This is a genomic window from Pseudomonas sp. IC_126 (assembly GCF_004331835.1).
Lineage (GTDB): Bacteria > Pseudomonadota > Gammaproteobacteria > Pseudomonadales > Pseudomonadaceae > Stutzerimonas.
On sequence record NZ_SJSS01000004.1, the window covers coordinates 77,739 to 90,175 of the forward strand.

Here is a 12,437-nt window from a genome sequence, read left to right on the forward strand (position 1 = left end):
CAGCGCGTGTCTGCTGCGCGCGCCAGCTACGCGCGTCCCATAACAACAACTGCCGATAGAGCCTGCCATGACACCCGACAAGAAGGTCAAAATTCTCGCCACCCTCGGCCCGGCCACACGCAGCATCGATGATGTGCGCGCGCTGGTAGAAGCTGGGGTCAACCTGTTCCGCCTCAACTTCAGCCACGGCGAGCATGCCGACCATGCCGAGCGTTTCGGCTGGATTCGCGAGGTCGAGCGCCAGCTGAACCAGCCGATCGGCATCCTCATGGATCTGCAGGGGCCGAAGCTGCGCGTCGGGCGTTTCGCCGAAGGCAAGGTGCAACTGGTGCGCGGGCAGACCCTGCGCCTGGACCTCGACCCGACGCCTGGCGATGCCAGCCGGGTCAACCTGCCGCACCCGGAAATTATCGACGCCCTGCAGCCGGGCATGAGCCTGCTGGTGGATGACGGGCGTCTCAGCCTGACGGTGATCGCCAAGCATGCAGACGCCATCGAGACGCGCGTGGTGGCCGGCGGCGAGCTGTCCGACCGCAAGGGCGTCAACGTGCCCGAGGCGGTGCTGGAACTGAGCCCGCTGACCGAGAAGGACCGCCGCGACCTGAGCTTCGGTCTTGAACTGGGAGTCGACTGGGTGGCGTTGTCCTTCGTCCAACGTCCGCAGGACATTCACGAAGCACGCGAACTGATCGGCGACCGCGCCTTCCTGATGGCCAAGATCGAGAAACCGTCCGCGGTGCAGCACCTGCGCGAAATTGCCCGCCTATGCGACGCGATCATGGTCGCGCGTGGCGATCTGGGCGTGGAAGTACCGGCCGAAAGCGTGCCGCGCATCCAGAAGAACATCGTCCGCACCTGCCGCCAGCTCGGCCGGCCGGTGGTGGTGGCGACGCAGATGCTCGAATCCATGCGCTTCTCCCCGGCTCCGACCCGCGCCGAAGTCACCGACGTGGCCAACGCCGTGGCAGAAGGTGCCGACGCGGTGATGCTCTCGGCGGAAACCGCGTCGGGCGACTATCCGCTGGAGGCTGTGAGCATGATGAGCAAGATCATCCGCCAGGTCGAAAGCGGCCCGGACTTCCAGGCTCAGCTTGATGTAAACCGCCCGAGCGCCGAAGCGACGTTACCCGATGCCATCAGCTGTGCGATCCGCCGGATCAGTGGCATCTTGCCGATCGCGGTGCTGGTCAACTACACCGAGTCCGGGCGCTCCAGCCTGCGCGCCTCACGCGAGCGGCCCAGCACGCCGATCCTCAGCCTGACGCCGAACGTCACCACCGCGCGCAAGCTGACCGTGGCTTGGGGCGTCTACTCGGTGATCGATGCGCCGATGCAGGACATGGAGCATGTCTGCCTCAACGCACTCGAACTGGCCCGCACCCAAGGCATGGCCGGCACCGGTGATACGGTGCTGATCACCGCCGGGGTGCCGCTCGGCCAGCCGGGGACGACTAACTCGCTAAGGATCGAAACGCTCAACTGAGGCCGGTTACATGCAGGGTGCGCTCCGCGCACCAAGCGAGTCGAGGCCAGCGACGAACTGTGTCTGCAGACGCGGCCCTTTTGAGTCCTTATACGATGCGCGGAGCGCACCCTACGGGCCTTGTGACTGTGTTCATCCAGAACGGCGAGCTTCGGCTCGTCGTTCTTCGTTTACCAGCGCGATTCCTTCCTGCAACGCAGCCCACTCACCTCCTGCCATAACAGCAAATGCCCACTCTTAGCCCATCGCGTTGCACTCTTGCCGTTCTGAACGGCTTCAGTCAGATATTTCTGCAGGCACATCCCGGCTGCGGGTTCCTGATCCTGCTGGCTATCGCTTTTCATGCGCCCGCGTTGGTGGTCGGAGCAGTGATCGGCGCGCTGGTGGGCACCTCCAGCGCCGTCGCACTGGGTTATCGCCAGTCCGATATCGATATCGGACTCTACGGCTACAACGCGGCGCTGCTGGGCTTGCTGTTCGTGCTGTTGCTGGGGCTGTCGGTGCTCACGCTTGGGCTGATTGCGTTCGGGTCCGTAATCGCCAATCTGCTGCAGGTGCGCCTGATGGCTGCCATGCGCGAACGCAACTGGCTGCCCGGCTTCACCCTGCCCTTCGTACTGTTCGGCTGGCTTGCGCTGGGCCTGGCGGGGGCACTCGATCTGGTCACCCAGGCGCGGCTCGACGCGCCGCTGATACTGGATGGCCCGGGGCTGCTCTTCGCGGTCGCCTCGGGTACCGGACAGGTGATCTTCCTCGGCCAACCGCTGGCCGGTTTGTTGTTGCTGGTGGCCGTATGGCTGGCTGATCGCAAAGCAGCGGCCTGGATGCTTTGCGGCTCGGTCGGTGGCCTTGCCCTGGTGCTGATGGCAGGCGGTTCGGAGCAGCAGGCCCTCGCAGGATTGGCCGGCTACAACCCGGCCCTCGCCGCGCTGGCGGTCAGCCAGGTCCATCGTTCGTGGGTGGCGCCCTTGCTGGCGATCATCGCGGCAGTGCTGCTCAGGGCGGGATTCGACCGGCTGGGTCTGCCGCCACTGACCATGCCATTCATCATGGCTTGCTGGCTGGTCGCGCTGGGACAGCGCTGGCGATCCAGGCGAAGTGAACGCGTTTAGCCCTTGGTCGCACGCGGATCCTGATCGCGCGGGTAGGTCCGCTCTTCTTCGATCTGCCCGTCGAGGGTGTGAATCTTCACCGATGCGGTACGCAGCTTCATGTAGTCCCGCGTCTCGTTGACGATGTCCTCCTTGGTCGACGCCTCCAGCAACGCCCGCTTGTCCCCTTCCTCGCGCAGCACCCAGCGATCGCCGTCGTGCGTGATGTGGTAGTTCTCCATAGTTGCCTCCATAAGCTTCTCGATAGTCGAAGCTTGGAACGCGGGCGCGCGTAGCGGTTCGATACGTTGCGGCGAATGGGCAGGGTAACCATGACCGTAGACGGTCATTAAAACCGCACCTATCAGGGTTGTATTCACCAAGGGCCGTTGCGGCGCCCTTGATTCCGGTCAATTCCCGCCTGGAACGAATATCGCAAGGGTCACTACGACCCGTCCGGCTGCTGCGCATCGATTGCGAACACAAGAGAGACGGGCCCTCCCAATTACTGGAGTTATCCATGCTTTGTGCTGAACGACGTGCCCTGATCAAAGCCACCGTCCCGTTGCTGGAGACCGGTGGAGAAGCCCTGACCAATCACTTCTACAAGCTGATGCTGGCCGAGCACCCAGAAGTGCGTCCCCTGTTCAATCAGGCGCACCAAGCCAGCGGCGATCAGCCACGAGCACTGGCCAACGGCGTGCTTATGTATGCCAAGCATATCGATCGGTTGGATCAGCTCGGCGGGCTGGTATCCCAGGTGGTGAACAAGCACGTGGCCCTGCAAGTACTGCCGGAGCACTACCCTATCGTTGGCTCCTGCCTGCTACGAGCGATTCGCGAAGTGCTGGGCGAAGAGATTGCGACCGACGAGGTCATCGATGCCTGGGCCGCCGCTTATGGACAGCTCGCCGATATCCTCATCGACACTGAAGAACAGATGTACAGCGTGACGGCCGAGGCGCCCGGCGGCTGGCGTGGCGCACGCGCGTTCCGGATTGCTCGCAAGGTAGTCGAGAGCAGTGAGATCACCTCGTTCTATCTGGAGCCCGAAGACGGCGGCGCGGTCGTTGCACACCAGCCTGGCCAGTACATCGGCCTGCGCCTGCTGGTAGATGGCGAGGAGATACGCCGCAACTATTCGCTCTCCGCTGCGGGCAACGGTCGTGACTACCGCATCAGCGTCAAGCGCGAGCCTAACGGCGTCGCCTCCAACGCGCTGCACCGTATGGAGGAAGGCCAAAGCCTCGATTTGTTCGCGCCTGCTGGCGATTTCACCCTACAGCACAGCGACAAGCCCCTGGTGCTCATCAGTGGCGGTGTCGGGATCACGGCGACCCTGGCGATGCTCGAGGAAGCGGTCAAGACGGCTCGACCGATACATTTCATTCACTGCGCCCGCAATGCCGACGCTCATGCGTTCCGCCGGACCATCGACACGCTGGTCAAGCGGCACGGCCAGCTCAAGCGTTTCTATTGTTACGACGAGCATCAGGGCGACGACAGCCAACCAGACGCCGTCGGCCTGATGACCGAGGAGCGGCTGGACGCCTGGCTGCCTGCCGATCGCGATCTGGACGCCTATTTCCTGGGTCCTAAACCCTTCATGTCGGCGATTCGTCGACAGTTGCGAGCGCTCGGCGTACCGGAACACCAAGCCCGCTACGAGTTTTTCGGGCCGGCGTCAGCGCTGGAGTGATTCAACCCGGACGGGCCGCTTACCACCGGCCCGTCATCCGCACCATCGTCACGAGGTAATTACGATGACCCTGCAACCGCTCGACCCGCACCGTCTGCTCAGCATCGCCAATCTCTCCATGGCGATCGGCCTGGTTCTGCTTCTGTTCGGCGTTGCAGGTGCCTACGTCTTCGATCGGCATCTGGCTCTGGGCGCGGTGGTCGGCTGCCATGCGCTGGTGATTCTGGGCCCCACCGCACTCAAGATCGGCTATGTGATGCGGTTACTGGCACAGCGTCAGTTAACGCTGGCCGCTTAATAACTTTATAAAACTTCGATGTTGCCGTTTCGCTGTGCAACCATAACGCCATTAATAAAGAGCAGTTAGTAACCATTCGTCTGCCGCTTGTTCTTTTCTGGAAACTCCTGAGACGCAACCAAGCTCTGTATCCATGAAGGCTGGTGAAGTAGTACAGCCCCGCAGAAAGTCTCTATCCATCGAGGAGAAAAAGACATGGCAAACAAAAATCCTGGCAACTTTGCCAACGACCGCGAAAAGGCGTCTGAAGCTGGTAAGAAGGGCGGCCATAACAGCGGCGGCAACTTCGCCAACGACCGTGAAAAGGCCTCTGAAGCAGGCCGCAAAGGTGGTCAGAACAGCCACGGCGGTGGACGCAACAGCAACAGCTGATGCGCCTCGTTACAAAAAGGGCAAAGGGTAAAACCTTTGCCCTTTTTGTTTATCTGGTTAAATAATCGTTATTAGCATCACGACAATAAACCGACGCAACGATTAACGACCTATATGAGCCATTAATTAATAAATAAAGAACTGAAAAGGCCCCAGGACATGAGCCAAATAACCAACGAAACGCCGCCGCTCAATCCAGGCGATGAAGCCGTTCCGGGCACACCGGGAACTGGTGAAAATATCTGCCCGATATGTAACGGCAGTGGACGCAACGAGTCAGGAGAATGTCAAAACTGTGGCGGCACGGGTAAGGTGATCGAAGGTATCGGCGGGGCCTGATACCAGCCTTTCCAGCATCAGGAGCCAGCCAATGAGCGCCAGCATTTTCTCCGACCGAATCATTCAGAGCTTGCTGGATACCGATTACTACAAACTGACGATGATGCAAGCGGTGCTGCATCACTACCCCAACGCCGAGGTCGAATGGGCCTTCCGCAGCCGATCCAAGGAAGATCTGGCGCCCTACCTGAACGACATTCGTCAGCAGATCGAGGCGCTCGCTGAACTCAAAATCAGCCAGGACGAACTCGCCTTTCTCGATCGCATCCCCTATATGCAGCCGGATTTCATCCGTTTCCTCGGCTTGTTCCGCTTCGACCTGCGCTACGTGCGCGCCGAACTCGAAGCAGGCGAACTGGTGATCTACCTACGCGGGCCATGGCTCCATGTGATTCTGTTCGAAGTGCCGCTGCTGGCCATCATCAGCGAGGTGCGCAATCGAGCCCGCTACCCGAACGTAACGCTCGAACAGGCCAGCGCGCGGCTCGACGAAAAACTCCAGTGGCTGCGCGACGAAGCCACTGATGAAGAGCTGGCGGGGTTCAATCTCGCCGACTTCGGCACCCGCCGACGCTTCTCCTTTGCCGTGCAGGCGCTGATCGTCGAACGCTTGAAGCACCGATTTCCCGGTAATTTCGTCGGCACCAGCAATGTTCATCTCGCCCGGACGCTCGATCTAAAGCCCATGGGCACCATGGCGCATGAATGGATCATGGCGCACCAGCAGCTGGGGCCCAGACTCATCGACAGCCAGAGTGCCGCCCTGGATTGCTGGGCGCGTGAATACCGCGGCGCGCTGGGCATCGCCATTACCGACTGCATCACCATGGATGCCTTCACCGCAGATTTCGATCTGTATCTGGCGAAACTCTTCGATGGCCTGCGCCACGACTCGGGCGATCCCATCGAATGGGCAGAAAAGGCCATCGCCCACTATCGCCGTCTCGGTATCGACCCGATGACGCGGCAACTGGTGTTCTCCGATGGTCTCGACTTCCCCAGAGCGCTTGGCATCTACCGCGCATTGGCGGGACGCAGCAACACCAGCTTCGGTATCGGCACCCAATTGACCTGTGACATACCAGGCGTGCAGCCAACCAACATGGTGATCAAGATGACCAGCTGCAACGGCCAACCGGTGGCCAAGATCTCCGATTCGCCAGGCAAAACCATGTGTCGCGACGAGGCCTTCGTCGCCTATCTCAAACATGTTTTCGGCGTGAACGACGACCGTTGAATTCCGTACAGCGCGCCCGGCCAAGGCCGGGCGCGGAGATCTCACCATTGCACCGGGGGCAGCTTGGCCGGTAGCGTTTCTATGAACGGCTTGATACTGCCGCTCAGAGCAAATTCCCGCCGTTGCTCCTCGGCCAGCTTCAACGACCGCTGATTTGCCCCTGCAAATTGGCAATTTGCGATTGCAGGGTGCTGATATTGCGGGTCATCTGCGCCCGGAAGGCATCGAATTCGGCGGTATTGACGCCAGGCGTGGCAGAGGGCCGGTTGTCCAGCTCACTGCGCAGAATCAACATGTCCTGCTCCAGCCGACTGACCGCCTGGCTGCCGTCGCCTCGCTGTTTCAGCGCTGCGATGTCCTTGCTCAACCCGTCGATCCGGGCAGACAAATTACTCAGCCCATCGATCTGCGCCGACAGTTTGTTCAGCTCAGCCACCGAGCCCTGCAGACTCGCTACCGAAGACTTGAGCCCAGCCTGTTCACCGGCAACGCCTTTGACGGTCTCGGTGAGCGTTGCGGTAGCGGACTGATGATCCCGCACGTCGGTGGCGACGCGACCGATACGTATCCCCTGCTCATCCAGGCGCTGGTCCTGATTGCCCTGTTTGCCGGTCAGGCTCTGCTGTTGGGTCGTGATCGCACGTTGCTGCTCGGCCAGATCCAGCGCCTGTTTTTCCAATTGCTTGATGCGCAACTTCAAGGCTTCGCCTTCGGTCGTCACGTTGGACTCGGTGGCAACCATCTTTCCGGAAATATCCTGCAGCCGGCCGGCGGCGTCCTCGCTGATGCGCGCAAAGCTTTCCTGCGTGGCAACCAGTTGCACTTCCAGCCGGGAAATCTGCTGCATGCTCCACCAGCCCAGCGCCGCCAACAGGGCGAAAAGCGCCACGATCATGATCCACAACGGCGCGGTGCTGGCCGCACGGCGCTTATGCCGCACATCGTCGGTACGGCCACTGGCAGGCCGGATGACCGGATCGAGTTCAGGCGCAGGATAGGGGTCGCGGTCACGGCCGGCGGTGAGGCTGGGTACGTGGTCCAGTTCGTCGTGAGCATCGTTGCGCATGGGATACCTTTGGTAGCGCGAAGCGAGAGACAGCGCGCAGTATAACGATTCAGTGGAGCCACTTCAGCGGTGTGAATGAGGCAATCAGTGCACCTCGATCACGCGTTTGGCGCGGCCGCGGCTCAAGATCGTGCAGTCCAGGCGCAACAATGCGGTGCGATAACGGGACTGCTCCGTTGCTCTTGAAACAAGGCGAAACCGTCAAACCCAGACGCGACGGGACTGACAAGGAAATCCCACCGATGTGGGCGCTGCTAAAGCTGGACTTGGTACGCCCATTGCTTTGTCAGTCTTGCCATTGGATAGCGCTTTCCGACATGGATGTCGGGCCCTGAAATTCGTGTTCTGCGGCAGCATCAGAAGGACGAATCGCCATGGAGTTCAATAAGGCTTTACTGGATTGCATGCGGAACCTGCGCCGCCGGCTGCGCGACGAGCAGCAGCTGGACATCCGCCTGAGCCAGCCCGATGCCATTCAGGCAATGTTGACGGCCTGCCTCCGCTCAACAGATGAAATGACGCGCGAACTCGGCAGACAATTGGCCACCTTCACCGACACACATACGCCAGTTACAGCTAAACCGGCCTCAATCGGCGATGGCGGCAAGCGTGAACCTTCGGTACGTATCTATCGCGGGCAACGGGTTCTCGGCTGAGCGCTCAGTCCACCAGCCATTGCCTCGCCGAGCGCGTCAGCTGCCGGGTAAGTTCACCGAGCAACTCACCACCGTTGCGCCAATGATGCCAGTAGAGCGGCACGTCGATCGGCTTACCACGAAACACATCCACCAGAGCTCCGCTGGCAAGCTCGGCGCGCACCTGAAGTTCAGGCACCAGGCCCCAGCCCAAGTCACTCTCCAACAAGCGAACGAATCCCTCCGACGACGGGCAAAGGTGGTGGCTGAAGGCGCCGCTCAAACCCAGCGAAGCCAGATAGCGATGCTGCAGCTGATCATCCGGCCCGAAGACAATGGCCGGGGCCCGCAACAAGGCTTCCGCCGGTGCGTTGCTAGCGAGGTGACGCGCAATAAATGCTGGGCTGGCAAGGGCGCGATAGCGCATGGCACCAAGAAACTGACTGCGAGCTCCGGCCAAGGGGCGCTCCACAGCGCAAACACAGGCAGCCACTTCCCCGGCTCGCATACGCTTGAGACCTACCGCCTGATCTTCCAACACATGATCGAGCACAACCCCGTGCTCGGTGCAGAACGGAGCCACCGCTTCTGCCCACCAAGTCGCGAGGCTGTCGGAGTTCAAGGCGATGCGCAGCCGCTCGGGCAGACGGTTTTCATCCAGCTCCGGCACCTGACCCTGTAAATCGCGCTCCAACAGACGCACCTGTTGCACATGATTGAGCAGACGTCGGCCCACCTCGGTCGGCTGCGGTGGCGAGGCGCGCAGCAGTACCGGCTGGCCCAGCCGAGCCTCGAGCAATTTGATGCGCTGGGATATCGCCGATTGGGACAGTCCCAGCGCCTGCGCTGCCCGATCGAAACCAGCCTGCTCGACCACCGCAGCCAGAGCCGCCAGCAGTTTGTAATCGAACATCAGATTTCCTTATATGTCATCAGCATATTTCGTTTTCCTTATACGCAAGAGCCGCCGAGACTGCGAGCCGTCTTTCAATGGAAACAGGCAGCACGACATGTGGCAGAGTTATTTCAATGGGCTGTTGGTCACGGCGGGCTTGATCATCGCCATCGGCGCGCAAAACGCCTTCGTCCTGGCCCAGAGCCTACGACGCGAACACCATCTGCCTGTCGCCGCGCTGTGCATTCTCTGCGACATCCTGCTGGTCAGCGTCGGGGTCTTCGGTCTCGCCGCTGTATTGGCAGAGAACCCGTTGCTGCTGCAAATCACCCGTTGGGGTGGCGTCACGTTCCTACTGTTTTATGGCGTCATCGCCCTGCGCCGTGCGGCCCGACCGCAAGCCTTGCTTGAAGATGCCCAGCGCGCTCCGCGCTCACTGCGCAGCGTGCTGCTTGCGGCGTTGGCGGTCACGCTGCTCAACCCGCACGTTTATCTCGATACAGTGCTGCTGATCGGCTCCCTCGGTGCCCAGCAGCCCGAGCCCGGTGCTTACACTCTAGGTGCTGCGAGCGCATCGACCCTGTGGTTCCTGATTCTCGCGCTCGGAGGGGCCTGGCTTGCACCCTGGCTTGCGCGACCGATGACCTGGCGGCTGATCGATCTGGGAGTGGCGGGAATGATGTTCGCCATTGCCGCACAACTGGTTGTCTACGCCTGAGGAACACCCGCCCGGATCGGGTGTCCACGCAGAGGGCTTACGGCACCACCACACCCTGCCCTGGCCTTCACTGGGGCGCTCTGGCTTCGGTTTTCCACACAGTTGGCGCGTGGTTTTGCCACAGGGTGGGTGCTATGATCCCTGGTTCGCGGGTATGGAGCGGAATGCTTCAGCCCGCCATTACGGTCGTGCCCGTGAACGGCCGAAAGAATACGCACGCATGTAGCGAGCGAAGGGAACAACAGGCGTCAACGGACGAACATCAGTGCAGTAGTTTCCCCGTTCCGCGAGGCGCTGATCACCAGCGCAGACTGCCTCCTTCCGAGCCGCATCTATTCTCGACACCTGAGCAGGAGATACACCATGGCTTTCGAATTGCCGCCGCTTCCGTTTGAAAAGAATGCCCTCGAGCCGCACATTTCCGCCGAGACTTTCGAATACCACCACGGCAAGCATCACCAGGCTTACGTCACCAACCTGAACAACCTGATCCCGGGCACCGAGTTCGAAGGCAAGGATCTGGAAACCATCATCAAGACTTCGTCCGGCGGTATCTTCAACAACGCCGCTCAGGTCTGGAACCACACTTTCTTCTGGAACTGCATGGCACCGAACGCCGGTGGCCAGCCGACCGGCGCCCTGGCTGATGCCATCAACGCCGCTTTCGGCGACTTCGACAAGTTCAAGGAAGAGTTCACCAAGACCGCCATCGGCACTTTCGGCTCCGGCTGGGCCTGGCTGGTGAAGAAGTCCGACGGCAGCGTCGGCCTGGCGAGCACCATCGGTGCCGGCAACCCGATGACCGCTGGTGACAAGCCGCTGCTGACTTGCGACGTCTGGGAACACGCCTACTACATCGACTACCGCAATGCGCGTCCGAAGTTCGTCGAAGCATTCTGGAACGTAGTCAACTGGGACTTCGTCGCGAAGAACTTCGCTGGCTGAGTCGCCACGCTAGCAACACGGGACGGCTCACCCCGCTCCGTGGCGCTCGCAACCGAAATGCCCGCATCCCGGTGATGCGGGCATTTTCGTTTCAGGCACACGCGCAGCTGCCGGGTCCCGGCGAATGCCTAGACGGTATCGACTATGCTTGTCAGCCCGTCTCTCTCGGAGCTTTCCCAATGTCCAACACAGTGTTGCTCATCGGCGCATCACGCGGTCTCGGCCTGGGCCTGGCCAAGCAGTTCGCCAACGAAGGATGGCACGTGATCGCGACCGTCCGCGATCCACAGCGTGCGGATGCGCTGAAGACCGTCGCGAATGTTCGTATTGAAGCGCTGGACATAGACGATGTCGCCGGCGTTGACGCCCTCACCCAGCGGTTGTCCGGCATCACCCTGGACGTGCTCTACATAAATGCAGGCGTTTCCGGCTCGCGCGCGCTCTCAGCCGACACCGCCACACCCGAAGACATTAGCCAGCTGTTCATGACCAACACGATCGCGCCGGTGCGGCTGGCCAGGCACATGCTGCCGCTGGTCAATCCGCGCACCGGCGTTATTACCTTCATGAGTTCGATCATGGGCAGCGTCGAAACCGGCCCCGGCATGGGCATGCCGCTCTACGGCGCCAGCAAGGCGGCCCTCAACCATTTGACCCGAACCTTCGTAGCCGAACTCGGCGAAGACACGCGCCTTACGGTGCTGTCGATGCATCCGGGATGGGTCAGGACCGATATGGGCGGAGCGGAGGCACCGTTGGACGTCGAAACCAGTTGCCGCGGCATGGTCGAGCAGGTCAAGCGCGCTGCCGGTCAGGGCGGTCACCGCTTCATTGACTATCAGGGCGAGCCATTGCCTTGGTGAAGCAATGAACCGGTGCCGTTCAGACGCCAGAAACGACGATGCGAGTGGCAACGTTAGTCATCACTCGCATCGAGGGATCCACCAGCGATCCGGGGCTTGAGGCTTACGCCTTTGGCAGCGTCACTCCGCGCTGGCCCTGATACTTACCGCCGCGATCACGGTAAGACGTCTCGCACTCTTCATCCGATTCGAGGAAGAGCATCTGCGCGACGCCCTCGTTGGCATAGATCTTCGCCGGCAGCGTAGTGGTGTTGGAGAATTCCAGCGTCACGTGCCCTTCCCACTCCGGCTCAAGCGGCGTCACGTTGACGATGATGCCGCAGCGGGCATAGGTGCTTTTACCCAGACAGATAGTCAGGACGTTACGCGGAATGCGGAAGTACTCGACGGTACGGGCCAGCGCAAAGGAATTCGGCGGAATGATGCAGACGTCGCTCTTGATATCGACAAAGCTCTTCTCGTCGAAGTTCTTCGGATCGACGGTCGCCGAGTTGATGTTGGTGAAAACCTTGAATTCATCGGCGCAGCGCACGTCGTAGCCATAACTGGACACGCCGTAAGAAATCAGCCTTTCGTTACCCTCGGTGCGCACCTGGCGCTCAACGTAGGGCTCGATCATGCCGTGCTCCTGGGCCATCCGGCGAATCCACTTGTCCGATTTGATGCTCATGGCGGGCGTCCTGATTTGGCTGGTGGGCGTTAGATAAGGTGCGCATCTTACCGAGGCCATGAAGCCGGTTCAAAGGCCGTGACTCAGGACCTTGCGTCGCATCTCTGACGCTTTGGCCGGAAACTG

General features: G+C 61.0%; 14 protein-coding genes and 1 pseudogene. 11 read left to right on the forward strand and 4 right to left on the reverse strand.

Annotated elements, in window-relative coordinates; genetic code table 11:
* Positions 1–67 precede the first annotated feature (67 nt).
* Positions 68–1,483, forward strand: a complete 1,416-nt coding sequence (gene pyk / locus E0D86_RS13700; RefSeq protein ID WP_131650597.1) for a pyruvate kinase — start codon at positions 68–70, stop codon at positions 1,481–1,483.
* Between the two features lie 227 nt (positions 1,484–1,710).
* A complete protein-coding gene (locus E0D86_RS13705; RefSeq protein ID WP_131650598.1) occupies positions 1,711–2,595 on the forward strand; it encodes an urea transporter in 885 nt (294 codons plus the stop codon).
* Here the strand turns inward: E0D86_RS13705 and E0D86_RS13710 are convergent.
* Positions 2,592–2,816, reverse strand: a complete 225-nt coding sequence (locus E0D86_RS13710) for a DUF2188 domain-containing protein (protein ID WP_131650599.1) — start codon at positions 2,814–2,816, stop codon at positions 2,592–2,594. The two genes, E0D86_RS13705 and E0D86_RS13710, sit on opposite strands and share 4 nt — an antisense overlap.
* A 278-nt stretch (positions 2,817–3,094) precedes the next feature.
* Here E0D86_RS13710 and hmpA point away from each other — a divergent pair, with 278 nt between their 5' ends.
* The 5 genes and pseudogenes from hmpA to pncB all read left to right on the forward strand — a co-directional run bounded on the left by hmpA (position 3,095) and on the right by pncB (position 6,519).
* A complete protein-coding gene (hmpA, locus tag E0D86_RS13715) occupies positions 3,095–4,273 on the forward strand; it encodes an NO-inducible flavohemoprotein (RefSeq protein WP_131650600.1) in 1,179 nt (392 codons plus the stop codon).
* Between the two features lie 64 nt (positions 4,274–4,337).
* Positions 4,338–4,571 (forward strand): hypothetical protein, encoded by a 234-nt coding sequence (locus tag E0D86_RS13720; protein WP_131650601.1) that lies wholly within the window; start codon positions 4,338–4,340, stop codon positions 4,569–4,571.
* Between the two features lie 213 nt (positions 4,572–4,784).
* Positions 4,785–4,943: pseudogene (locus E0D86_RS13725) on the forward strand (general stress protein); the annotation flags it as partial.
* Positions 4,944–5,102: 159 nt separating this feature from the next.
* On the forward strand, positions 5,103–5,282 hold the full coding sequence (locus E0D86_RS13730) for a hypothetical protein (RefSeq protein WP_131650602.1): 180 nt from the start codon (positions 5,103–5,105) through the stop codon (positions 5,280–5,282).
* A 31-nt stretch (positions 5,283–5,313) separates the two neighbouring features.
* Positions 5,314–6,519 carry a nicotinate phosphoribosyltransferase gene (gene pncB / locus E0D86_RS13735; RefSeq protein WP_131650603.1) on the forward strand — a complete coding sequence of 402 codons (1,206 nt, stop codon included), beginning with the start codon at positions 5,314–5,316 and terminating at the stop codon, positions 6,517–6,519.
* A gap of 139 nt (positions 6,520–6,658) precedes the next feature.
* Here pncB and E0D86_RS13740 read toward each other — a convergent pair whose 3' ends face one another.
* Positions 6,659–7,585, reverse strand: a complete 927-nt coding sequence (locus tag E0D86_RS13740) for an ATPase (RefSeq protein ID WP_131650604.1) — start codon at positions 7,583–7,585, stop codon at positions 6,659–6,661.
* Positions 7,586–7,959: 374 nt separating this feature from the next.
* Here E0D86_RS13740 and E0D86_RS13745 point away from each other — a divergent pair, with 374 nt between their 5' ends.
* The gene (locus tag E0D86_RS13745) at positions 7,960–8,241 is read left to right on the forward strand and encodes a hypothetical protein (RefSeq protein ID WP_131650605.1); all 282 of its coding nucleotides are present in this window, start codon (positions 7,960–7,962) and stop codon (positions 8,239–8,241) included.
* Between the two features lie 4 nt (positions 8,242–8,245).
* On the opposite strand, the gene E0D86_RS13750 is transcribed toward E0D86_RS13745, so the two are convergent.
* On the reverse strand, positions 8,246–9,133 hold the full coding sequence (locus tag E0D86_RS13750; protein ID WP_131650606.1) for a LysR family transcriptional regulator ArgP: 888 nt from the start codon (positions 9,131–9,133) through the stop codon (positions 8,246–8,248).
* Between the two features lie 97 nt (positions 9,134–9,230).
* On the opposite strand from E0D86_RS13750, the gene E0D86_RS13755 reads away from it, so the two are divergent.
* The 3 genes from E0D86_RS13755 (at position 9,231) to E0D86_RS13765 (ending at position 11,641) form a co-directional block, all read left to right on the forward strand.
* Entirely contained in the window at positions 9,231–9,833 is a 603-nt protein-coding gene (locus tag E0D86_RS13755; protein ID WP_131650607.1) for a LysE/ArgO family amino acid transporter, read from the forward strand.
* A gap of 363 nt (positions 9,834–10,196) precedes the next feature.
* Positions 10,197–10,778 (forward strand): superoxide dismutase, encoded by a 582-nt coding sequence (locus E0D86_RS13760; protein ID WP_037023489.1) that lies wholly within the window; start codon positions 10,197–10,199, stop codon positions 10,776–10,778.
* Positions 10,779–10,957: 179 nt separating this feature from the next.
* Positions 10,958–11,641, forward strand: coding sequence for an SDR family oxidoreductase (locus E0D86_RS13765; RefSeq protein WP_131650608.1), 684 nt, complete (start codon positions 10,958–10,960; stop codon positions 11,639–11,641).
* Positions 11,642–11,744: 103 nt separating this feature from the next.
* Here the strand turns inward: E0D86_RS13765 and dcd are convergent, their stop codons facing one another.
* Entirely contained in the window at positions 11,745–12,311 is a 567-nt protein-coding gene (gene dcd / locus E0D86_RS13770) for a dCTP deaminase (protein WP_021207353.1), read from the reverse strand.
* Positions 12,312–12,437 lie beyond the last annotated feature (126 nt).